At 39.5% G+C, this 24,945-nt stretch carries 16 protein-coding genes; 15 read left to right on the forward strand and 1 reads right to left on the reverse strand.

Annotated elements, in window-relative coordinates; all coding sequences use genetic code 11:
- Positions 1-3: 3 nt before the first annotated feature.
- From BLS33_RS02110 to BLS33_RS02160, 11 genes are all read left to right on the forward strand, one after another.
- Positions 4-591, forward strand: coding sequence for a Maf-like protein (locus BLS33_RS02110; RefSeq protein ID WP_089884789.1), 588 nt, complete (start codon positions 4-6; stop codon positions 589-591).
- A gap of 38 nt (positions 592-629) precedes the next feature.
- The gene (locus BLS33_RS02115; RefSeq protein WP_089884791.1) at positions 630-1,580 is read left to right on the forward strand and encodes a septum formation inhibitor Maf; all 951 of its coding nucleotides are present in this window, start codon (positions 630-632) and stop codon (positions 1,578-1,580) included.
- Between the two features lies 1 nt (position 1,581).
- Positions 1,582-2,127 (forward strand): mechanosensitive ion channel domain-containing protein, encoded by a 546-nt coding sequence (locus tag BLS33_RS02120; RefSeq protein WP_089884793.1) that lies wholly within the window; start codon positions 1,582-1,584, stop codon positions 2,125-2,127.
- Between the two features lie 77 nt (positions 2,128-2,204).
- Positions 2,205-4,739 (forward strand): PIG-L family deacetylase, encoded by a 2,535-nt coding sequence (locus tag BLS33_RS02125; RefSeq protein WP_089886168.1) that lies wholly within the window; start codon positions 2,205-2,207, stop codon positions 4,737-4,739.
- A gap of 103 nt (positions 4,740-4,842) precedes the next feature.
- Complete coding sequence (locus BLS33_RS02130; RefSeq protein WP_089884795.1) at positions 4,843-6,576, forward strand: sodium:solute symporter family protein; 1,734 nt, start codon at positions 4,843-4,845, stop codon at positions 6,574-6,576.
- Positions 6,577-6,766: 190 nt separating this feature from the next.
- Positions 6,767-7,807, forward strand: a complete 1,041-nt coding sequence (locus BLS33_RS02135; protein ID WP_245731246.1) for a substrate-binding domain-containing protein — start codon at positions 6,767-6,769, stop codon at positions 7,805-7,807.
- 305 nt (positions 7,808-8,112) lie between these two features.
- Entirely contained in the window at positions 8,113-11,133 is a 3,021-nt protein-coding gene (locus BLS33_RS02140) for a SusC/RagA family TonB-linked outer membrane protein (RefSeq protein ID WP_089884797.1), read from the forward strand.
- An 11-nt stretch (positions 11,134-11,144) separates the two neighbouring features.
- Positions 11,145-12,716 carry a SusD/RagB family nutrient-binding outer membrane lipoprotein gene (locus BLS33_RS02145; RefSeq protein WP_089884799.1) on the forward strand — a complete coding sequence of 524 codons (1,572 nt, stop codon included), beginning with the start codon at positions 11,145-11,147 and terminating at the stop codon, positions 12,714-12,716.
- 136 nt (positions 12,717-12,852) lie between these two features.
- Positions 12,853-16,194, forward strand: a complete 3,342-nt coding sequence (locus BLS33_RS02150; protein ID WP_089884801.1) for a VCBS repeat-containing protein — start codon at positions 12,853-12,855, stop codon at positions 16,192-16,194.
- A 269-nt stretch (positions 16,195-16,463) separates the two neighbouring features.
- Complete coding sequence (locus BLS33_RS02155) at positions 16,464-17,996, forward strand: PQQ-binding-like beta-propeller repeat protein (RefSeq protein ID WP_089884803.1); 1,533 nt, start codon at positions 16,464-16,466, stop codon at positions 17,994-17,996.
- A gap of 95 nt (positions 17,997-18,091) precedes the next feature.
- Entirely contained in the window at positions 18,092-21,202 is a 3,111-nt protein-coding gene (locus BLS33_RS02160) for a DUF5107 domain-containing protein (protein WP_089884805.1), read from the forward strand.
- A gap of 149 nt (positions 21,203-21,351) precedes the next feature.
- On the opposite strand, the gene BLS33_RS02165 is transcribed toward BLS33_RS02160, so the two are convergent.
- Positions 21,352-21,879: a DUF2911 domain-containing protein gene (locus BLS33_RS02165; RefSeq protein WP_089884807.1), complete on the reverse strand. Its 528-nt coding sequence runs from the start codon at positions 21,877-21,879 to the stop codon at positions 21,352-21,354.
- Positions 21,880-22,054: 175 nt separating this feature from the next.
- On the opposite strand from BLS33_RS02165, the gene BLS33_RS02170 reads away from it, so the two are divergent.
- The 4 genes from BLS33_RS02170 (at position 22,055) to BLS33_RS02185 (ending at position 24,945) form a co-directional block, all read left to right on the forward strand.
- Positions 22,055-22,552 carry an SRPBCC family protein gene (locus BLS33_RS02170; protein WP_089884809.1) on the forward strand — a complete coding sequence of 166 codons (498 nt, stop codon included), beginning with the start codon at positions 22,055-22,057 and terminating at the stop codon, positions 22,550-22,552.
- Positions 22,553-22,558: 6 nt separating this feature from the next.
- A complete protein-coding gene (locus BLS33_RS02175; protein ID WP_089884810.1) occupies positions 22,559-23,251 on the forward strand; it encodes an SDR family NAD(P)-dependent oxidoreductase in 693 nt (230 codons plus the stop codon).
- Position 23,252: 1 nt separating this feature from the next.
- Positions 23,253-24,566: a cryptochrome/photolyase family protein gene (locus BLS33_RS02180; protein ID WP_089884812.1), complete on the forward strand. Its 1,314-nt coding sequence runs from the start codon at positions 23,253-23,255 to the stop codon at positions 24,564-24,566.
- Positions 24,567-24,648: 82 nt separating this feature from the next.
- Entirely contained in the window at positions 24,649-24,945 is a 297-nt protein-coding gene (locus BLS33_RS02185) for a GNAT family N-acetyltransferase (protein ID WP_089884813.1), read from the forward strand.

Genomic DNA, 24,945 nt, shown 5'->3' on the forward strand with positions numbered 1-24,945 from the left:
AATATGCTTCAGGAAAAATTAAAGGATTGGAACCTTATACTTGCCTCTGGTTCACCGCGAAGACAGCACTTTTTTGAGGAACTGAAACTCAATTTCGAAGTGCGGTTAAAATCGGTGGAGGAAGTGTTTCCTAATCACCTGAAGGGTCATGAAGTTTCCGATTACTTGGCTGAAATCAAATCATTCCCTTTTAAGGAAGAATTAAGACCCAATGATATTCTAATCACCTCCGATACCGTAGTATGGCACAATGATAAGATTCTGGGCAAACCCCTAAACAAAGCAGAAGCTTTTGCAATGCTGGAATCAATGTCGGGCACTTCACATGAGGTCATTACTTCCGTCTGTTTTTGCACTACAAAAATTCAAAAAACCATTAATTGCACCACGAAGGTGAAATTCAGAAAGTTGACCCATGCCGAAATCGACTTTTACATTGACAATTACAAACCCTTCGACAAAGCAGGCGGTTATGGCATTCAAGAATGGATAGGGCATATCGGCATTGAAGAAATTCAGGGGTCATACACCAATGTGATGGGGCTTCCCACCCATTTGCTCTATAAAACATTGAGCGATTTAGTTTCTTGAAAAATGATGATTAACTTTATACCAAATCGTCACGCGTTATGAAAACATATATCAAGTTTGAATACCTAACCTTATGGGTGGTTTTTTTTGCCTTTACCCTTAATTCTTGCAACGAAAAAGGAGAAGAAAAGAAAGGTACGGCCCTACATTCCGAAACCTCTTCAGCCGCTGCTCCCAAAAATCAGCTCTCCGATGAGTTTAAAAAATACTGGTATGCCGGCGATGCCGAGATTACTTCGTATAAGCTTGAACAAGCCCGATATGGTGAAATGCGGGAAGGAACTTCCGTATTAATTTTCGTGACCGAGCCGTTTTTAGCAAAAAAACAAGTCAAGGCCGACGAGCATCATGCCGACAATATTCCCGTTTTGAAACTAAACAGTACCAAGAAATACCTCACGGGCATCTACCCCTATTCCATTATGAGCAGCAGTTTTTATCCGGTACATGACAATCAGCACGCTGTGAAGGTTTCCTTTTCTGCCCAAGAATGGTGCGGACAAGTATATGCCCAATTGAATAACAGGGATAAGTTTGAGATTATGTCACATTCCTATTTCGAGAACGAAGCCGACCAACAACTTGAATTGGACAAAGAAATTCTGGAAAACGAACTTTGGAACAAAATCCGAATTAATCCAAGCAATCTACCTATCGGCAACGTACAAATAATTCCTTCGTTGGAGTATATCCGATTGTCACACAAAGAGTTGAAATCATACAACGCCACAACCACTTTAACCAAGGAAAGTGATTTAACGAGTTATGAAATCACCTATCCCGAGCTTGATCGCACCCTCAAAATCAAGTTTTCAAATACATTCCCTTATGGAATTGAAAGCTGGTCGGAAACCATTAAAAGTGGCTTTGGCGATAAAGCAAAAACAATGACTTCCAAAGCGACCAAAATCAAAACTTTAAAGACACCTTACTGGCAAAAAAATGGAAATAACAATCTATCTTTGCGCGATAGTTTAGGATTAAAATAGCATGGAAAATTTTATTGCCACTTATCAAAGTGAACTGTTAACTACTTGCATTACCATCGCGGTATTATTGATTTTAAAATTCGTCACCAATAAGACGATTCGCAAAGTGGGCAAATTGAGTGATATCGTAGAAGCCCGCACCCTATTAATCACTAAATATGTTTCGGGTTTACTGACCATTTTAGGCATTGGTGCCCTTACATTTATTTGGGGAGTAAATTATAGGGAGGTCGGCACACTTTTTGCTTCTGTTTTTGCCGTAATTGGAGTTGCCCTGTTTGCAAGTTGGTCCATTTTAAGTAATGTTACAGCGGGCGTTATTTTGTTTTTTTCCTTTCCTTTTAAGATTGGCGACAAAGTAAAAATATTGGATAAGGATATTGAATCGGAAGAACCCTATTTAATCGAAGATATAAAAGCTTTTCATGTAAATCTGCGAAAAGAAAATGGAGAGCTGTTAGTGTATCCTAATAACCTTATGATGCAAAAAGCGGTTTCGCTTATCAATACCAAAGAGTTGCATAAAGTACAAGACGAACTGATATAAGTTTGTTAAAGAAGTTTTAAAAAACACTTGATAGCACCTAATCTTGCTATATTTGAAAACCTCCTAAAACAATGAGCATGCGCCAATTTCTGGTATTTTGTACAGCTATTCTTTTATCGGTACATACTGGCGCTACCCAAGCCCCAAAGAAAAGTTCATCTTCAGAAATTTTCCATGCGCTGGAAAAATTGAATTTTTTAGGATCGGCACTTTATATTGCAGCGCATCCCGATGACGAAAATACACGGTTAATTTCCTATTTCTCCAATAAGACTAAGGCCCGAACCGCCTATTTATCGCTTACTCGAGGCGATGGCGGTCAAAATTTGATTGGCCCCGAGCTTCGTGAATTACTAGGTGTTTTGCGCACCCAAGAACTTTTGGCCGCACGACGCATTGATGGGGGTGAACAGCTCTTTTCAAGAGCCAATGACTTTGGATATTCCAAACATCCCGAAGAAACCTTAAAAATTTGGAATAAAGAAGCCGTTTTGAGTGATGTGGTATGGGCCATTCGTAATTTCAAGCCTGATGTAATCGTCAATCGATTCGATCACCGCACTCCGGGATCTACCCACGGGCACCATACCTCTTCTGCGATATTAAGTGTAGCGGCATTTGATATGGTGAACGATCCTAAAGCCTACCCCGAACAGTTACAATTTACCAAAACCTGGCAACCCCAACGGTTATTTTTCAATACGAATTGGTGGTTTTACGGAAGTGAAGAGAATTTTCAAAAAGCCGACAAATCAAAGATGCTTAACTTAGATGTGGGCACTTATTACCCCACCTTGGGCATATCGAACAATGAAATAGCCGCGTTGGCCAGCAGCCAACACCTTTGCCAAGGTTTCGGCAGATTATCGACCCGTGGGTCTGAAGATGAATATTTAGAATTGCTCAAAGGCAGCTTCCCCAATGACAAAACCAATATTTTTGATGGTATTGATACCACATGGTCAAGAGTAGAAGGCGGTGCCGCTGTAGGGGCTATTTTATATAAAATAGAAAAGAATTTCAATTTTCAAAACCCCTCCGCACATTTGCCACAACTCATTGAAGCTTATACCCTTTTACAAAACATACAAGATGAGCATTGGAAAAGAGAAAAATCTAGGGAATTAAGAGATATCATAGCCGATGTTTGCGGACTGCATTTTGAAGCCTCTGCCGAACAGGCTTACACAAACCCAGGCGAAACGGTTAAAGTTGACCTTGAAATCATCAATAGAAGTAATGCCGATATCGTTTTAAAATCGATATCTATTACCGGAGCGAACGCAACAATAGGTGAAAAGTTAGATTTGGAAGAGAATAAGAAAATTGACCTCAAAATTGATTTGACGATTCCGGAAAACGCGCAATTTACAAGTCCGTACTGGCTCAATGAAAAAGGCACCTTGGGCATGTATAAAGTCGAGGATCAAAGTTTAATCGGAAAGCCTGAAACCCCAAGAGCCTATTTAGCGAATTTTAATCTAAATTTTAATGGGGAGCCGATTACGTTCACTAGGGCTATCGAACACCGTTATGCCAAACCTGACAAAGGTGAACTCCATGAACCATTCGAGATTTTACCGACGGCTACTTCGTTCTTTCAAGATAAGGTATTGATCTTCGCAGATGGAAAACCAAAAAAAATACCGGTCACCATCAAAGCTCATAAAGACAATATTCAAGGTACTGTTCAATTGTGTTTTGGTAAAGGTTGGAAAGTAGATCAAGAAACCAAGTCGTTCGAAATTAAAAAAAAGGGCGACGAGAAAATTATAGTATTTACGCTGACCCCCCCGGAAAATGAAGATGAAAATTACATTACGCCCATAATCAAGGTTGACGGAAAAGAATATACGAAAGAACTGATAACGATTGCCTACGACCACATACCCACACAGTCTGTTTTAATATCTTCAGAAGCAAAAGTAGTGCGATTGAACATTCAAAAGGCAGGTGAGCACATCGGTTATATTATGGGAGCCGGAGACAAAGTTCCCGAAAGCCTTGAACAGATAGGTTATACGGTTCATATCATAAAACCAGAGGACATCAGCACCCAAGAACTTAAAAAATATGACGCCGTAGTTCTGGGGATAAGGGCTTACAACGTTGTTGACGAACTTAAGTTCAAACAACCCTATCTTTTAGATTATGCCAAAAATGGCGGTACTCTAATCATTCAATACAATACCGCGGGACGTTGGAGTTCGCAATTTGAAAACATTGCCCCCTACTCCATGACCTTGTCTCGAGATCGCGTGACCAATGAAAACTCGACAGTCGACATCATTGCCAAAAATCATGAGTTGATCAACTTCCCCAATACTATTGTCCCGAAAGATTTTGATGGATGGGTGCAAGAACGTGGTCTTTATTTCCCGAGTGAGTGGTCTAAAGAATTCACCCCTATCCTATCAATGAACGACGAAGGAGAGGCACCCAAAAAAGGTAGCTTACTTGTCGCTCCTTATGGCAAAGGATATTATATTTACACTGGGCTCAGCTTTTTCAGAGAGCTTCCGGCGGGTGTACTCGGCGCTTACAAACTGTTTGCCAATATGTTATCGGTTGGAAAAGCAAAAATACAGAGCGACAATGAAACAAAAGGATAAGATGTTGGATAAGATAGAATGGAAAAAAGAATACACCCTCGTGCTTATTCTTAACATTTTCTACATTCTTGTTTTTTATTATTTAATGACGGCATACACATAGATGGGAACAATAGATTGGATCGTATTGGCCGGAACGCTCTTGTTCATCGTCAGCTATGGCGTTTGGAAAACCAAGGGCAGTAAAGATGTTGACGATTATGTGCGAGGTGGAAATAAAGCCAAATGGTGGACTATTGGACTTTCCGTCATGGCTACGCAAGCAAGTGCCATAACATTTCTATCCACTCCCGGGCAAGCTTTTCACGATGGCATGGGCTTCGTTCAGTTTTATTTTGGTCTTCCTTTGGCCATGATTATCATATGCCTAGTTTTTGTTCCTATTTATCACAGATTAAAAGTCTATACCGCTTACGAGTTTTTAGAACAACGTTTCGATCTTAAAACCAGGTCACTTGCAGCTATTCTTTTTCTTATACAACGCGGGCTCGCTGCGGGCATAACTATTTATGCACCCTCCATAATACTATCCGCGGTCTTGGGTTGGGATCTGAGAACCCTGAATATCATTATCGGTATATTGGTAATTATCTATACGGTTTCAGGAGGAACTAAAGCCGTCAGCGTTACCCAGAAACAGCAGATGTTTATCATAATGACGGGCATGTTCATTACCTTTTTTTATATTTTAGGATACCTGCCCAATGACATAACATTCGGAAAAGCACTAAAGATTGCCGGTGCGAGTAACAAATTGAACATACTTGATTTTGAACTGAATACCCAAAGCAGGTACACCTTTTGGAGTGGCATAACAGGCGGACTCTTTTTGGCCTTGGCGTATTTTGGTACGGATCAAAGTCAAGTACAGCGGTACCTAACGGGAAAATCGGTTAGGGAAAGTCAGCTTGGGCTTATTTTTAACGCCGTTTTGAAAATCCCAATGCAGTTTTTCATCCTTTTGGTGGGCGTTATGGTTTTTGTTTTTTATCAATACAATCCTTCCCCTTTAAATTTCAATCCGTCGGCAACCAAGACCGTTTTGGCATCCCCCTATGCAGAAGATTATAGAGTGCTGCAAAAAAACCAAATTGAATTGGAGAAGGAGAAAAAAATGGCCCAAGACCAATTTTCGGCCGCATTGGAGCTAAAGGAATATGCAACAGTCGAGAAAGCCAAGAATCAGATCATAACCATCAACAGCAAAGACAGCACCAATAGAGCCATGGCCAAGACATTGATCAAACAGGCCGATGATGTTGCCGAGACCAATGATAAAGATTACGTTTTCATACATTTTATTCTTAACAACTTACCAAAGGGCTTGATTGGTTTGTTATTGGCCGTTATTCTTTCGGCGGCAATGTCTTCTACGGCTTCCGAACTTAATGCGCTGGGTACTATAACCGCGTTGGACCTGTACAAACGCAACAAAAAAGGGACTTTTACCGAAAAGCATTATGTGGTGGCCACCAAAGCCTTTACATTACTGTGGGGCGTCGTAGCCATAATAATTGCCAGTTATGCTTATCTTTTTGACAATCTGATACAGCTGGTAAACATTATTGGATCTATCTTTTATGGTAATGTATTGGGAATCTTCTTATTGGCCTTCTTTTTTAAATTTGTAAAAGGTAATGCCGTCTTTTTTGCAGCGCTGTTGACCCAAGTCTTTATTTGCCTCATATACTATTCTTTGATACATATTTATCCATCGGGAGAGGAAAAGCTAGGCTATCTTTGGCTTAATTTTATCGGGTCGGCTCTCGTAATTATAATTGCTGTTCTCTTTGAAGGGTTTGACAGAATGTTAAAAAAACCACCTTTAAAGGCCTAATCTTATTTCACAGAGAAGATAAGCTAGCTGTATATGGTGGTTGTGATTACTAAATCTTAGGTATCCTCTTATTTCTTTGTTATTAAGAATGGCATTAGTAACAATTTGTAATATATCTTTTATATTTACCGTCGATCGACTCTGGTTCAATTCTTAGAATTTCTTTTATTCATAGTTTTTTGGTATTCGTATGATTAAAAAAAAATATACCATCAAGGATATTGCTCGTCTAGCAGATGTGTCAAAGGGCACCGTAGACCGGGTATTGCATGGGCGCGGCAAAGTATCTAAAAAAGCTTTGGAACAGGTGAATCAGGTACTTGAAGCAATTGATTACCAACCCAACCCTATAGCACGAACCTTAAAAAACAATAAAATATACAGAATTTGTGTCTTGATTCCCGACCAAACGGTCGACCCTTATTGGAATCCGGCACATGAAGGTATTAAAGACGCCGAAAATGAGTTCAAGGCTTTCGGAGTATTGATTCAGAAATATATTTATGACCCGCTTGAGCGATCTTCTTTTCTCGAAGAGTCCCAAAAAGCTTTGGAATCGGCCCCTGATGTACTTTTGATGGCTCCTTTATATCGACAAGAATCTCTAGAAATTTTACAAAATTGCAAGGCTAAGAACGTATTGGTAGTGTTTTTTAACAACTACATAGATGCATTGAACAGCGAATTTTTTATAGGTCAAGACTTGCACCAAAGCGGTCGAGTTGCCGCCAATTTAATCGACAAACTAACGAGTACCGACGACACCGTTGCGGTCATACATATTGACAAAGAGCCCCACATGCAAATGAAGGAGAATGGGTTCAAAGAATATTTCGAAGAAAGAAAAAAAAATCCCCAAAGAATTATTACGGCCAACTTTAATTCAGACAGTACCACCAAGTTTGAAAAAGACATCGCAGAGTTTTTAAAGGTTCAGGGTAATATCGCCGCTGTTTTTATCACCAACTCAAAGTCGTACCGCCTTTTAGAGGTTGCCGAATCGAACAACTCAAGCTTTGTAACTATTGGATATGATTTATTGGAGGAAAACATCAATTGTCTAGTTCAGGGTAAGATTAACTTTTTAATACACCAAAAACCAAGACGCCAGGCTTATTTAGGGGTAAGTTACGTTGCCGAATATTTTCTTTTTGACAAAAAAATTCCCTGCAAAATGCTGCTGCCCATTGATATAATTTCTTCAGAAAATTTCAAATATTATTTAGATTGATTATTAAATGGCAGAAACTTTTCTACATATCTACAAACGTGGATGCCACCTATTTTCAAAATCAATATATAAAATCACCAAAATAAAAGGACCTAATAGCAATTGTAAGACTTTAACAAGTAACCCCAATAATTTGTTAAATAAAATTCTTACGACACTAAAGAAAAGGACCAAAGTATGCGCAAATTAACAGTGTGTTCGAACACATTTATGATAGATAGCCTTGTTTAATTGAAAATTTAGTTTAATTTCACATTTAGATAACAAAATGTTAAGACTAACTCAAAACATTTAAAACTAACATTATGACAAAAAAGTTATTAGTAATTTTAGCGCTGGTGCTGGGCTCATACCCTATTCTTGCGCAAGACAAAACAGTATCGGGAACGATTACCGATGCTTCAGATGGTTCACCTCTGCCGGGGGTGAACGTATTGGTTCAAGGGACTACCAGTGGTTCTCAGACCGATTTTGATGGAAATTATACTATCGACGCCTCCGAGGGTGATGTTTTAGTATTTTCCTTTTTGGGCATGAAGAGCCAGAGCGTTACTGTCGGATCTTCAAATACCATCAATGTGAGCATGGAAGAAGACGCCAGCCAACTTGATGAAGTTGTAGTAACGGCATTGGGTATCAAAAGAAAAGAAAAAACCTTGACCTACGCCCAGCAAACTGTTGGTGGTGATGAATTAACAAACACTAGAGATGTGAATTTTGTAAATAGCATCTCAGGTAAAGCAGCTGGGGTAGAAATTCGAAAAAGTAGTTCTGGCCCTGGTGGATCAACCAAAATACAAATACGGGGTAGCAAATCTTTAAGTGGCGACAGTTCTCCGCTATTTGTAATCGACGGTATTCCGATGGTCAACAACAGAGGGGGTCAGCCCGGTGTATGGAATGGGGTGGATCAAGGTGATGGTCTTTCACAGTTAAATCCGGATGATATAGAAAGCATGAGTATACTGAAAGGTGCGAATGCTGCCATTCTATACGGTAGCCAAGGAGCGAACGGTGTTGTGGTGATTACTACCAAAAGTGGCAAACAAGGTACCGCTACAGTTCAGGTAAATTCTGGTATTACCTTTGAAAGTGTCATCGAGACCCCTGAGCTTCAGTTTAGGTATGGAGCAGAGGGCGGAGCAAAAGAGAGTTGGTCTTACACCAAAGGCGACTACGGAGATAATTATGTAGAAGAGTATTTCGATACAGGCGAACAATACTTTAATTCTGTTTCCGTCAGCGGTGGAAACGAGAAAACCCAAGCCTATTTTTCCTTTGCAAACACAACAGCAACTGGCATTACACCAGGGAATAAATATGGAAAAAACAACTTGACCTTTAAGCAATCTACAAAGTTATTCAACGACAAGGTCAAGGTTACCTCCAATATTATTTTGGCACAGGAAAAGACCGATGGACGAAACCGTGCAGGGTATTACAATAACCCGTTGACGGGTTTGTACTGGTTTCCTAGAAATCTACCCTTTTACAAGTATAAGGACAACTATAAAATATTTGATGCGGCCAGAAATCTTGATGTGATGAACTGGGATGAAGTAATCGGTGGTCCCGACCACTTACAATCAAACCCGTATTGGCTTTTAAACGAGGAAAGCCAAGAAGATAAGACGAACAGAGTGATTACCAGCCTAAATATAGAGTACGATATAACTGAACATTTTAAATTTCAGGTCAGAGGAAACTACGACTATGCCGTTAAAGAATTCGATACCCAAAGAAGGGCGGGAGGTAATACCACAACGGTTGCCGCCAACGGTAACTGGTTGTATGAAAAATACGATGACACCAGTACTTATTTAGATGGTATTTTAACGTATAACAATACTTTTGGTGATTTTAACATAACTGCACTAGGTGGGGCCACATACCAGAAAACAGTTTTTGCCGACGGTGTTCGAGTGAATCCGCCTGCAGCACAAAATCAGTTGGCCTATGCCAACGAGTTTAATTTCAACAATCTTTTAGGGCCACCTGTACAAATAGAGTCAAGCCCACTTCTAGACAGGAGAGAAAAGCAATCTATGTTTGCCAACGTAACTTTCGGATACAAAGAGATGTTATTTTTAGATCTTGCGGGTAGAAATGATTGGGCTTCGACCTTGGCGCTTACTGGTAATGATTCCTATTTTTATCCATCCGTGGGACTTACCGTAATTTTGAGTGAAATGTTCTCCATGCCAGAAGCTATTAGTTTCGCCAAAATTAGAGGATCGTTCGCCAGCGTGGGTAACGAGGTGCCTTATAATAGAATATTTCCAAGACATAAAATAAATGCTGATAAATCGGTAGACTTTAATACTACTAGGCCATTTACGGATGCAAAGCCAGAAATAATTAGAACCTCTGAACTAGGTTTGGACATGCGCTTTTTCCAAAACAGGTTAGGAATAGACTTCACTTATTATGATATTAACAGTCAAGACCAGTTTATTGAAATAGGACAACCCTTTGAAGATTATACTTCCTTCTTCGTAAACGCCGGGGAAATCACCAACAAAGGGGTCGAGATAACTTTGACCGGAAAGCCTATTGTTGGCGAAGATTTCAATTGGTCAACAGCCATTAACTACTCTAGAAACAAAAATACTATTGTAGAGTTGCATCCTGACACCCAAGAAATCGGCCAAGGGGGTTCCGAAGGAGTTCGTGTGCGATTGGTTGAAGGTGGTGCCGCCAGTGATATCTATGGCTTTAAATTTCAAAGAGACGACCAAGGGCGCATTATACTTGATGATGTCAGTGGCAGACCCTTAAAAACTGGCGAGCGTGAACTATTGGGTAATGCTGAACCTGATTATATTTTAGGATGGAGTAACACCCTCAACTATAAAAATTTTGGGCTGAATATGCAAATCAACGGTAAGTTTGGCGGTATTGTAGTGAGCCAAACAGAAGCTTTATTAGACGGTTACGGCGTATCTGAAAGATCGGCCGTTGCCAGAGACAGAGGTTATGAAAACATCAATGCGGTACAAAACGGAAGTGCGGTAACCCAGATTGACCCCTTTACCTATTATGATGCGGTAGGAGGCAGAAATGGTATCGATGAAGCTCATACTTACGATAGAACTAGTATACGATTAGCGCAATTGGCCCTATCTTACAACTTTAAGATAAGTCAGTGGGAATGGCTTAAGAATTCGTCCGTTTCATTAATAGGAAATAATCTTTTCTATTTTTATAAAGATGCGCCCTACGACCCTGAACTGTCCCAAGCAACGGGAAGAAATGATGCCGGTATAGACAACTTTAATCTACCCTCTACGAGAACGATAGGTCTAAACTTAAACTTAACATTTTAATAAGCTAAGACATGAAAAACATAACATATATATTTATAGTTACATTTTTATTCATATCAGGTTCCTGTACGGATAATTTTGTAGAACTAAACGAAAATCCGTCTCAAATTGATGACGAATCCCTTAAACAGGATTTCAATAACGTAGGCGCCTTTTACCCGCCCATGTTAAAAAATCTCTTTGGTGATCAAATTGAGCATAATCTGTCCCACGATTCTTGGGTACGGCATTTGGCTACTCCTACCGTATTTGTCGGTGGTATTAATAATACGACCTATTACATCACCTGGAATACGTATTGGAATAGAATATATGACCAAATTATGTCTCCAGCAGCACAGGTCACCAAAGTGGCCCAGGCTGAAGATTACCCTGTTTTTGTTGAATGGGCCAAGTTAATTAAGGTTTTGGGTATGCATCGGTTAACCGCATATCATGGACCCGTTATTTACACAAAATTCGGTCAGGAGCCAGCGACTTACGATTCGGAGCCTGTGTTGTACAACGCATTCTTTACCCAACTCGATGAAGTTCAAGCTGTTTTCGCGGCTAATCAAGATTATACTGGTTTAGGAAAATTTGATGCCAGTTATGGAGGCAGTATTCCACAGTGGCAAAAGTTGATAAATAGTGTCAGGCTTCGATTGGCCATGCGCCTTTCAAAAGTAGATCCTGCTTTGGCCCAATTACAAGGTGAAAAAGCCATTAGTGATCCTGCTGGATTGATTACCACAAATACGGATAATTTCCTAATTTCATTATATGGCGGTATTTTCCCACCATACAGAATTAGTTTTGGCTGGGGAGATACTCGAATGAGTGCTTCCATGGAATCTATACTTGTCGGGTACAAAGATGCGAGAATTTCTAAGTTCTTTGATCCTGCTACAGATGATACTTTATATCCTGATCATCCTGACTTTCCCTATAAAGGGATCAGAAACGGGGCAGAATTGGTCGCCAAAGGAGATAGGTTAACTTATTCCAATATCAGTTCTGATTTCGAAAATGTTGAGAACAGACGCTTTTTTACGGCTGCTGAAACACATTTTCTACTGGCTGAAGCTGCACTTCGTGGATGGGCCGGATCCGGCAACGCTCAAGATAACTACGAAATGGGTGTCAGTCTTTCGTTTGAAGATTGGGGGGCTGGCAGTGCCGCCGCTTATCTCGCCGACAACACCAGTACACCAATAAACTATGACGATCCTAAAGCCTCTGGTGCGGTCAACGATTTTGTCAGCCGTATCACAAGTACGGTAGCTTGGGATGAGGCTGCAGATAACGAAGCTAAACTAGAAAAGATTATCACACAAAAATGGATCGATGGTTATACCAACTCCATCGAAGCCTGGGTAGATCACCGCCGGACAGATTATCCTAAATTACCATTTAATTATAAAAACGATAGTAATGCCGAATGGGGTATTATTCCAGCAGACGGCTTCCTAAGACGTCAAGTATTTGTACAAAGCCAACGTGAAAACAATGCAGCATCGGTTGCCGAGGCCACAAGTTTCCTTGGTGGACCAGATGAAATTGGAACGCGGCTTTGGTGGGATACTGGTGGACCTAATTTTTAATTTTAAGTTGTGTTAAAAAAAAGAGTTGTTTCTAATATTTAGAACAACTCTTTTTTTAGTTTTAAAAAATTGCGATATTTTAATTGGTACAGGTATTTCCTAAATAATCTGCGCCTAAGAATAAAACAATCTTATAATGATTAAAAAATTTAAATTAGCAACCCTAGGTTTAATTGCAATACTATCTTTTAACCATTGTAAAGACGACGCTGATGAAGACATAGACAGCGAAACTTTATTTACCGTTGTTTCTCCGAACTATTCAAATCTGATTTTTGAAAATACCCTAAAACAAGTACGTGAGAACAACCATATGGTAAATTCCGCGTTCATATCTGGAGGAGGCGTAGCCATTGCGGATATTAACCAAGATGGACTTCAAGATATATTTTTCACTGGAAATCAGGTAAGAGATAGACTTTTTTTAAACAAAGGAAACTTAGAGTTCGAAGACATCTCAGCTTCGGCCGGTATCACTTCCGATAATAGTTGGTCATCAGGTGTAACCTTCGCCGACATAGATAATGATGGAGACCAAGATATTTATGTCTGCCGCTTTGTATATCTAGAAAATGAAAAAAGTGCAAATCAACTCTATATAAATAATGGCGACCTGACTTTTACCGAAAAAGCCGAATCCTTTGGTCTAGATGACAATGGTTTTTCGATTCAGGCCACTTTCTTTGATTTCGATCAAGATGGATTATTGGACGTCTACGTTGTCAACCAACCACCGAGTATTCCTAATCTAGGAAATAAATTGAATTTTTCACAATTCTCCGACATTCTGTTCAGTGATCGGTTGTACCGCAATTTGGGCAATGGAAAATTTGAAGATTATACGATAAAAGGAAATGTAAGAAATTTTGGATTTGGCCTGTCGGCCACTACGGGCGATTTAAATAATGACGGCTGGCAAGATATCTATGTAACCAACGATTTCGATGTGCCCGATCATATGTACATCAATCAAAAAGACGGCACGTTTAAAGACAACATCAAAAAGGCTACTAAACATATTTCGAATTTCAGTATGGGAAGTGACATTTCCGATTATGACAATGATGGTTTTTTAGATGTTATGGTCGTTGACATGGTGGCCGAAGACCATAAGCGGATTAAAACAAATATGGGAAGTATGGCGCCCGAGGAATTTTGGAGGGTAGTCGAAAATGGTGGCCATTATCAGTACATGTTTAATACGTTACAAAGAAATAACGGTAATGGCTCTTTTAGTGATCTGGCACAATTAGCAGGAGTGACGAGCACCGATTGGAGCTGGGCTCCATTGTTCGGGGATTTTGATAATGACGGTCATAAAGATCTTTTTATTACCAATGGAGTGGTAAGCAACAATAGAAATAGTGACTTGGTAACGGTTTATGAAAAGAAATTGGATAGTATTCGATCTGTGGCCCAAAAAAGAGGTGTAAATCCAAATAACATGGTCGATGTCATGGATTTTGCTAATTTGGCGCCAACAGATAAGTTGGCGAATTATATCTATAAGAATAATGGTGATTATACCTTTAGCAACAAGACAATAGATTGGGGTATCGATATGCCGACCCTCTCGAACGGTGCTGCGTTTGCCGACCTAGATCTTGATGGTGATCTTGATTTAGTCGTCAATAATATTAATGAAAACGTCCAACTCCTAAAAAACACGACAGTTGAGAAAAATATAGGCAAATATATAAGGTTTAATATAGCAGCTACAGTAAATGAAATCGTTATAGGTACTAAAATAACCCTATACAAAAAAAACAAAATCTGGCAGACGAACTATCTCTCCAACACACGGGGCTATATGTCTAAAAGTGAGGATATTTTGCATTTTGGTGTAGGAAAAGAAGAAACCATATCCAAGGCTATAATTGAGTGGCCTAATGGTAAAAAAACCGTACTTAATGATCTCGCGACTAATCTAACCCATCAAATTGACCCCTCTAATGAAGCAGTTAATGTTGATTCTGATGATTCAAAGAAAGTAACACTATTTAAAGATGTGACGAAGTCTTTAGGATTGGGCCAAGTGAAACATCAAGAAAACGAGCATGATGACTACAAATGGGAAATACTTCTTCCGCATAAAATGTCACAATTCGGTCCATCAGTGGGTATTGGTGATGTCAATGGCGACGGGCTTGAGGATTTCTATTTAGGAGGTGCCGCTGGAATCCCTGGCCAGCTTTTTATTCAAAACCAAGCGGGAACATTTGATTCCGTGAATGAAGGAGCCTGGACCCAAGATAAGGCCAGTGAAGATATGGGTGTAGCATTTGTGGATATTGACGGTGATAATGATCTGGATCTTTTTGTGGTAAGCGGCGGAAATGAATTTGATGTTGGCGATGCGGCCCTTCAAGATCGTTTGTATGTCAATAACGGAAATGGTCGTTTTGCAAAGAAGGCAAATGCCCTTCCCACATACCTGACGAGCGGTTCATGTATAATACCCAATGATTTTGATAAAGATGGAGATATAGACTTGTTTATCGGTGGTCGGTTAACACCTCGTAAATACCCTGAGGCGGCCGATAGTCACCTCCTTGAAAACAAAGGAGGCAAATTTGTCGATATATCAGAAAAAGCCCCAAATTTAAAAGGACTAGGGTTGGTAACCGCCGCCAGTTGGGCAGATTTTAATAAGGATGGTCTTGATGATTTAATTGTTGTCGGTGAATGGATGCCCATCACAATTTTTGAACAATCGGGCGATGGCGGCTTTAAAAAACAGAGTATTCCAGATAGTGAGGGCTGGTATTATGAGGTTCAAACGGAGGACATGGATGGCGATGGTGATAAAGACATCTTAGTTGGCAATCTAGGCTTAAATTATAAATACAAAGCTTCCGTTGAAGAGCCCTTTGAAGTGCATAGTTATGATTTCGATGGTAATGGTATTTTAGATATTGTATTAAGTTATTATGAACATGGAGAGGCTTTTCCCGTGAGGGGAAAAAGTTGCTCTTCACAGCAAATACCGTCATTAAGTACGAAATTCAAAACCTTTGAAGAATTTGGCAATTCGAATCTAAACGACGTATATGGCGAATCTTTAAAAAGTGCCCTAAACCTTAAGGCCAAGACCTTTGCCTCTGCATATATCGAGAATAATGGTGATGGCACCTTTAGCACTACACCCTTACCAACCTTGGCTCAAGTATCTTCCATAAATAGTATTTTGATAAATGATTATGACAACGATGGAAACAAGGATTTATTGATTTCAGGTAATTTATACCCTTCAGAAATTGAAACACCTAGAAACGACGCAAGTATTGGTCTGTTTTTAAAAGGTAGTGGAAAAGGCGATTTTGCTCCGACTTCAGTAAATGAAAGTGGTTTTAATGCTCCGAACGATGTTAGGGATATGAAAATGATAAAAGTTGGCAAGAAAGAAGTAATATTGGTAGCTAACAATAACGGTAATATTCAGGCAATAGAACATACTAATTCCAATATCAGGCCATAGAAAGCGCAACAAAACCTCAAAATATTTTTGTCAAAGTGAAGGAAATAAATTTGAGGAGAACCAATTGGAAAAAACCCAAACCATTTTACACCGAAATATGAAGAAACCTATTTGACTGTTGGATGATGGCGGTGTCAATTTTAATGAAGTATAGCCAATCGAAAGTAGCCTGAACAGTAAAGGTGAGGTTCGAGACCTAACTGCAATGCAATTAGTAGTTAATAAGAAACTCGCTCTGTTCGCAAGAAATAATCAAAACTTGATACCGTATGTTTTTTCACTTTAAAATAATAGTGATTAGTTTTTGGGAAATTTTGGATATAGTAACGCATTTCCACGGCTTTAAAATTGTAAAGTATCTCATAGCCTTGATATATTTAACGATATTTCTTGTCGAGGATGTTTCCGCGCAAGATACTTGGGCAAAAAGGTTACCCGGCATCGGATCATTTTCTTCTCCCAGAATAGCAGATTTGAATAATGATTCAATCGGCGATATAATCTTAGGAGCTGGCAGAAAAGAGTTTCAGTCATGTGATTCAGCAGTTGTTGCCCTAAATGGGAAAACCGGTGAACTAATCTGGAAGGTGTCGGCCCGTGATCAGATTTTTGGGTCGGCAGCCCTCAAAGACATTAATCATGATGGGATTATGGATGTTTTCATAAACGGACGATCTGCCGAATTAATAGCGATTGATGGATATTCAGGCAAGGTGATTTGGAGATTTCAAAAGCCGAAAAAACAAGAAAAGGAATGGTTTAACTTCTATAACCCACAATTTATTCCAGATCAGAATAATGATGGTCAAGATGATATTTTGATTTCGAACGGAGGTGATGTACTCGCAGAACCCTATGACTCAAACAGACCACCGGGTCATTTAGTGATTCTTGATGGAACGAACGGAAATCTAATAAGTAGGGCGCCAATGCCCGACGGTGGCGAAACCTATATGTCGGTAGCTGTTTTGCCTAATCATTCGAATAGATTTAAAAATGTAATATTCGGAACCGGAGGAGAAACGCTTGAGGGCAATCTCTTTGTGACCTCCCTTGCGGAAATCAAATCAGGAAATCTATCAAAATCAGAAAAATTAGCCAGTGGTAAAAATAAGGGGTTCGTTGGCCCTGCGGCTTGGGTTGATATTAATGGCGACAGTCAACACGATATTATCGCCAATGCCGTAGATGGCAGAATACTCGCCTTTGATGGCTACACGCACGAACCCATCTGGACGGTCATGGTACCCAATGCAGAGGCATATAGTTCTTTGGCAATTGGTCTTTTTACCAATGATTCCATTCCAGACTTTTTTGTTTCTTTTGCACAAGGGACCTGGCCAAATTTAGATTGGTCAAAACAAGTTATGATAGATGGGCAAAAGGGAGCGATTGTGTATGAAGACAATTTAGGGTTTTACCAGATGAGTACACCCGTTGTGGCAGACCTCAATGGTGATGGTAGGGATGAGGCTTTGTTGCCCATAAACTATCAAATCCTTAATGAATTTGAGATGAAATTTTTTTATAACAACATAATGGCAATAGAGTTTACGGAAAAAATAAGTGCCAAGCTGGATTTAGATTATGAAGGTAACAATCTCTCATCTACCCCTTGGATAGGCGATTTGGACAATAATGGTTTTTTAGATATTGTATATGTCCACGGCACTAACTCAAAGCAAACCTACACCTTTGATGGTCTTCAGATAAATAGGATCGACACACAATTTCCAGTTACGGGTAAAATATCTTGGGGCGCATATATGGGTAGCTCGTATAATGGTGTATACAATAAATAATATGACAGTTCTTTACGAACATGTAAAATTTAGCACTGATATTCAGTGTTGTGAAAACAAACAATCCAGATTGATAATTTAAAACTTGATTGAGTATGAAAATATTACAAATATTGCCTTATCTGATTCTGATATTTTCTTTTATTGGGGTTAGAGCACAATCGATAACTATCAGCGAAGAAACAAAATCGCTAGAGACCTATCACTTTGGCAAACCCAACCCAGTTCCGATAGTTTCTGAAAATTCAAAAATAGCCCCTTATTTTAAGTTTGAGGAATATGAACACACCTCCAAAAAAAAGGATTGGAAAGTTGTAACCCTTGAAAATGATTATATCAAAGTATTTATTTTACCAGAAATCGGTGGTAAGGTATGGGGCGCTATTGAAAAGAGTACCGGTGAAGAGTTTTTATATAAAAATGAAGTCATTAAATTTAGGAATATTGCCATGCGCGGACCTTGGACTTCGGGTGGTATCGAATTCAACTTTGGAATTATAGGTCACCACCCTTCGACAGCTACCCCGGTCGATTATTTAACGCGTACGAATAATGATGGTAGTGTGAGCTGCTTTGTAGGAAACACCGATTTGCCTTCAAACACCACATGGAGCGTAGAAATACGTCTAGAAAAAGATAAGGCATATTTTGAAACCAATGCTTCTTGGTACAACGCATCACAACTTAATGAATCATATTACAACTGGATGACTGCTGCCGCAGTGGCCACTTATGATCTCGAATTTTTTATTCCAGGAAATGCCTATGTCGAACATAATGGTGACGCACATTCGTGGCCAATCGACAAGCAGGGAAGAGACCTATCCCATTATAAGAATAATAATTTCGGACCCGCAAAATCCTATCATATCGTGGGGGAATACAATGATTTTTTTGGAGGATACTATCACGACCGCAAATTCGGGTTTGGCCAATGGGCTCCGTATGAAGAAATGCCCGGACAAAAATTATGGCTTTGGGCTTTATCCCGATCCGGGGGTATTTGGGAAGATTTACTTACCGATACCGATGGTCAATATATCGAATTTCAAGCCGGACGTCTCTTCGATCAATACTCTGGTGGCGCCATCAATCCCATCAGTCAAGTCGGTTTTGACCCTTATGTCACGGACCGTTGGCACGAACTGTGGTTTCCTTATAAAGAAATTGGAGGTATGGTCGATGCTTCAGAACATGGGGTGCTTAATGTGACCAACACTGCAGATGGTTTTGAAATAGGACTGAATGCCCTTCAAAAACTGGATAAGGAAATTAAGGTGACAGTGAACGAAAAAGTTGTTTTCACCCAAAAGTTGAATTTGGCTCCAATGGATGTTTTTTCTAAAACTATCCTGGCAAAAAGCTCAGATTCCTTATTGGTTTCAATTAATGGCACTGAATTATCCTATACCACCAATTCTGAGGCAAATCGGCTAAAGAGACCCTTCTATTCCGATGAAAACTTAAAGGTTTCCGAAACTGAAAAACTTTATCATGAAGGATTGGAAGCCATGGCATATAGAGACTATACCTTGGCCAACGAAAAATTAACTAAACTGGTAGCATTAGACCCGTCCCACCGAGCCGGACTAGTTCAACTTTCGGAATTGGAGTTTAGAAAAACAAATTATTCCAAAGCTTTGGAATATGCCAATCGTGTGTTGCAAATGGATACCTACAACTCGGGTGCCAACTACAGGGCAGGTATGGCATATCGGGCAGTTAATGACACTATTAATGCCTTAGAATCTTTGGGTTGGTCGGCTAGGGACATCAAATACCGCTCCGTATCGTTTGCTCAAATGGCAGAACTGTATTTGGCATCGAAAAACTATCAGAGAGCTACGGACTACGCGCTAAAGGCATTGGACTTTAATACCTATAATTTGAATGCAAGAAAGGTATTGCTTGTCACTGCTAGAAAATTAAATGATAAAATTGGTTTCGACCAAGAAGTAAAAGAATTACTTGAAATCGCCCCATTAGATCATTTTGTTGCATTTGAAACACACTTCATGAATTCAGAAGAGCTGCCTTCTGAAGTAACCAATAATATAACAAATGAATTTCCTGCAGAAACAAGTTTAAATCTTGCCCTGCAATATCAATCTTTAGGATTGTGGGATGAAGCACTGAAAATTCTACACCTGAATACAGAGGACACCAAAAACCAACTATGGAGCGCCTATTTATCTCGTCAAAAAGATTCAGACGACAGCGAGGCAAACCTTAATCAAGTAATTAAAGCCTCTACAGCATTTGTTTTTCCGTATCGTAGGGAAACAATCCCTGTTCTTGAATGGGCTTTGAAGCAAACTGATAATTGGAAGCTTCAATACTATTTGGCTCAAAATTATTTGAGTGTAGGTTTAGACCTAAAAGGAAAAATGCTTTTGAAGGCCTTGGGTAATATCCCCGATGTAGCTACTTTTTATCAATTTAGGTCAGCCATATTGAAAACCTCAGATTTTGCAGATAAAGAAAATGATTACCTCAAAGCCCAGCAACTAAGCCCTAATGACTGGAAAATATGGGAAGAACTCATTCAATTTTACTTGAACAATAAATCGTACGAGGCCGCACTAAAAACGTCGATTAAAGCCTTTAAAAAATTCGATAAAAATTATAACATAGGCTTGGCACATGCCAAATCGCTATTGAATACGGAGCGCTACGCAGAGGCTATAGCTGTTTTAAAGAAAATTCAAGTATTGCCTTACGAACACGCCAGCGAAAGTAGAAAAATATATGAGGATGCACATATTGCTTTGGCCCAATCTTATATGGATAAGGGGAACTTTAAGAAAGCGGTACCCATTTTGGAACAATCAAAAGAGTGGCCTGAAAATATTGGTGTTGGTAAACCCTACGGACCCGATGAACGTCTTCAAGATTACCTATTGGCCATTAGTTACGGTAAAACGGACCAAATCGAACAAAGAGAAAAGCTATTAAAAGAAATTGTAGCTTTCACTAATGAGCATATTGAACGCTCCGGGATCAATCATCTTTTTGGCCTTTTGGCGTTAAAGAAATTGGGGCAGGAAAATGAGGTTAAACAAATGGTTTCAGCATTAGCATCGAACGACCAAAACAAATTGGTGCTGTCCCTCTTTTCGAACGGAGAAGAAATTGAAGCTCTAAAAACCGAAAACAAGATTCCCGAAGCGACTTGGAAGGCAATCGTATTTAGTCTCGATCAGTAAAAAATAAAGGCCCGTGAAATTTCACGGGCCTTTTATATAAATTTAATATACTATCAATTATTTGGAGCGCCACACTTTAATTCAGTGTGAAGCATGCATTGGCAGTTTATGCCTTAAGGATGATAGTTATGCCTTATGAGACGGCAGTTTTATTTAGAAACTCCAAACTTAACACCAACATATGCCTTTTCCCACATAAGTCCCAATACCGCTCCAGTATCGGTCAAATCATCTACAGTAATGGTAAATGTCTCTATAGGCATGGGAATAGCGTGAACCTGCGCAGTTGTTTTGGCAGCAACCTTACTGTCATCCCATTCAGGATTACCTCCCCCTTCGGTCTCGGCATAGAAGAATACCTCCCAATTTTGTTGACCGGGTTTCGTAAAGATAGCGTAAGAACCAGCCTTTAAAGTTTGTCCGTCTACGGTTACATCATCGCTAAACGTGATTTTTGTACGCGCATTGGCACCGGTGCGCCATAATTTATCATAAGGTACTAAATCACCAAAAATAGTTCGACCGCGCATTGAAGGTCTAGAATATTCAATAGATACATCGGTCAACCCAACTTTTTGTTCCAATTTTGAAAGTGGGCTAGGTGCGGGTTTTTCAGTCTGTGCTTCGATGGCGTAAGAGGCCATAAAGGCACAAAGTACTACTGCTAATTTTTTCATTGTTCTAAGTTTTTTTAGTTTTCACAAATCTATATATAAACCCCATTTACATTTGTTAATAAATTCCCAAATAAGAGGGCCAACCGAGAGTATCACAAATCACTATCATATATTTGTTTAATTATTTTTGTTTTCTATTAAACAAAATATGTATCTTAGAATGAATATTTAGACCATGAAATTGTATCAACTACATGCCAAGCAGACACTTCCTATTTCTCAGAAAGAGGCGTGGGAATTTCTATCCAACCCTAATAACCTAAAGGTTATTACGCCTAAACATATGGCTTTCAATGTTCTTTCTGGGGCAGACAGGCCCATGTACGCAGGTCAAATAATTTCTTATAACGTATCTCCATTTCCTTTTTATTCAACCAAATGGGTTACCGAAATAACCCATGTAAAAGAGGGTGAATACTTTGTTGATGAGCAACGATTTGGACCATATGCCCTTTGGCACCACAAGCATTTTTTAAAACCTATAGAAGGAGGCGTTGAAATGGAAGATATTATAGACTACAAACTTCCTTTTGGTATTCTAGGTCAGCTCGTACATACCTCAATAGTAAAAAAACAGTTAGAATTCATTTTTTACTACCGGGAACAACAACTTTTACAGTTGTTCGGTAAATACGGAAATGGCACCCAAGAACTTCATTTCAATTCAATTTAGTTACTTATGAAGAAAAACATACTACTTATAGGCGGCTCTCATGGCATTGGACTTTCCATAGTGGAACAGCTTCAAGAACATCATTCTATTTTTGTTGCTTCTCGAACCAAAGATGGGTTGGATGAAGCTACTGTTACCCACATTCCTTTTGATGTATTGTCAGATACCTTAGATGTTTCATTGCTTCCTGATGCCATTCACGGATTCGTATATTGTCCGGGAAGTATTGACCTAAAGCCTTTTAAGATGTTGAGTTTATCTACATTTCAAGATGACATGCAGCTCAATTTTTTTAGTTTGGTCAAGGTTTTAAAAGAAATCATGCCACATATGGCAGAAGGCGCCAGTATGGTGTTTTTCAGCACGGTAGCCGTTGGTATGGGAATGCCTTATCATACCAGTGTTGCTGCATCGAAAGGTGCCGTTGAGGGGTTCGCCAAGGCTTTGGCCGCAGAATACGCACCGAAATTTCGGGTGAATGTAGTAGCGCCTTCCTTGACCGATACCCCGTTGGCAAAACGGTTATTGAATAATGATAGGAAAAAAGAGACTATGGCTCAGCGCCATCCATTAAAACGGATTGGGAAGCCAGAAGATATTGCCAATATGGTTACTTTTCTGTTAGATGCAAAAAGTGATTGGATGACTGGCCAGATAATTAGCGTTGATGGTGGAATGAGTACTTTGAACATTACGTAACATGAGAAAAAAAGTTTCCATTTTTTGGTTCAGAAGAGATTTGAGACTAGATGACAATATTGGTTTTTTACAGGCCTTGAAAGCGGATTTTCCGGTACTCCCGATTTTTATTTTTGATACTGAAATTTTGGAAAATCTTCCGAAGGATGATGCACGGGTTACATTCATCCATACCACTTTGCAAGAGATGCGAAATACCCTGCAAAAAGATCACGATAGCTCCATTGCCCTACTTTCAGGAAACCCTGAAGCTGTTTTTAAAGATTTAATTACCGAATACGACATTCAATCCGTTTTTACGAATCACGATTATGAACCCTACGCCAAGAAACGTGATTCGTCGATTAAGGAATTTTTAGAGCGGCATAAAATCACCTTCAAAACATCCAAGGATCAAGTCATTTTTGAAAAAAGTGAAGTGGTTAAAGCTGATGGCGACCCGTATGTGGTTTACACTCCTTTCAAAAACAAGTGGAAAGAAAAATTCAGCGCTGATGAACATTTGGTTATTCATTATACCAATGGATATTTAGGAAATTTGATCGCACACAGTCGGCTACCGAACCTTTCACTATCCGACATTGGCTTCGAAACAGCTTCCATCAAGGTTCCGGCATACGACGTTACCCCTACCCTAATTGAAAATTATGAATCCACTCGAAATTTTCCTGCCAAAGAAAACGGCACCTCCCATTTAGGTCCGCATCTGCGTTTCGGAACAGTATCTATCCGCAAAATGGTAAAAAAAGCGATTGCGGAAAAAAATGAAGTATTTTGGAACGAACTCATATGGCGTGAATTCTTTATGCAAATTCTTTGGCACTACCCCGAAACGGTTTCGGAGGCTTTTAGAAAGAAGTATGACCGGATCGATTGGCGCAACAATGAAACGGAATTTGAAAAATGGAAAAGTGGCCAAACGGGCTATGTTTTGGTCGATGCAGGAATGCGCGAGCTGAACCGCACAGGCTATATGCACAACCGTGTTCGTATGTTGGTCGCGAGTTTTTTATGCAAACATCTGTTGATTGATTGGCGCTGGGGCGAAGCCTATTTTTCTGAAAAATTACTTGATTACGAATTGAGCAGTAATGTCGGTAATTGGCAATGGGCCGCCGGAAGCGGTGTAGATGCAGCGCCCTATTTTCGAATTTTCAATCCGATGACACAAGTTGACAAATTTGACAAGCAGAAAGAATACATAGAAAAGTGGGTGCCCGAATGGAACGATCCAAAAGCCTATCCTGACAAAATGGTCGACCATAAAATGGCTAGGGAACGTTGTTTAAAAGTGTATAAAGAAGCACTAAGTTAACCTTCAACTTCTTATAAATTTTTCAGTTTAAAATCAAATGGCAATTTCGTATATTTAGACGAAATAATACCTCACGGGAAGAATGGAAAATTACCACCTAAAAAACAATAGCGAGGAGAAGCAGTACGAATTACACATCGATGGTTCCTTTGGCCGTATTGAATATATTCTCGCAAAGAATAAAATTTACTTAACACATACTGAAGTACCAAAAGAACTAGAGGGAAAAGGAATTGCTTCCGCCATGGTCAAAAAGGCCTTGGAAGATATTGAGCGCAAAAACTTGGACTTAGTACCTATGTGCCCTTTTGTAGCAGCATATATCAAACGCCACCCAGAATGGAAAAAACTGGTTTTAAAAGGAATTAATATTCAATAG

The sequence above is a fragment of the Kriegella aquimaris genome (assembly GCF_900103215.1).
Classification (GTDB): Bacteria; Bacteroidota; Bacteroidia; order Flavobacteriales; family Flavobacteriaceae; genus Kriegella; species Kriegella aquimaris.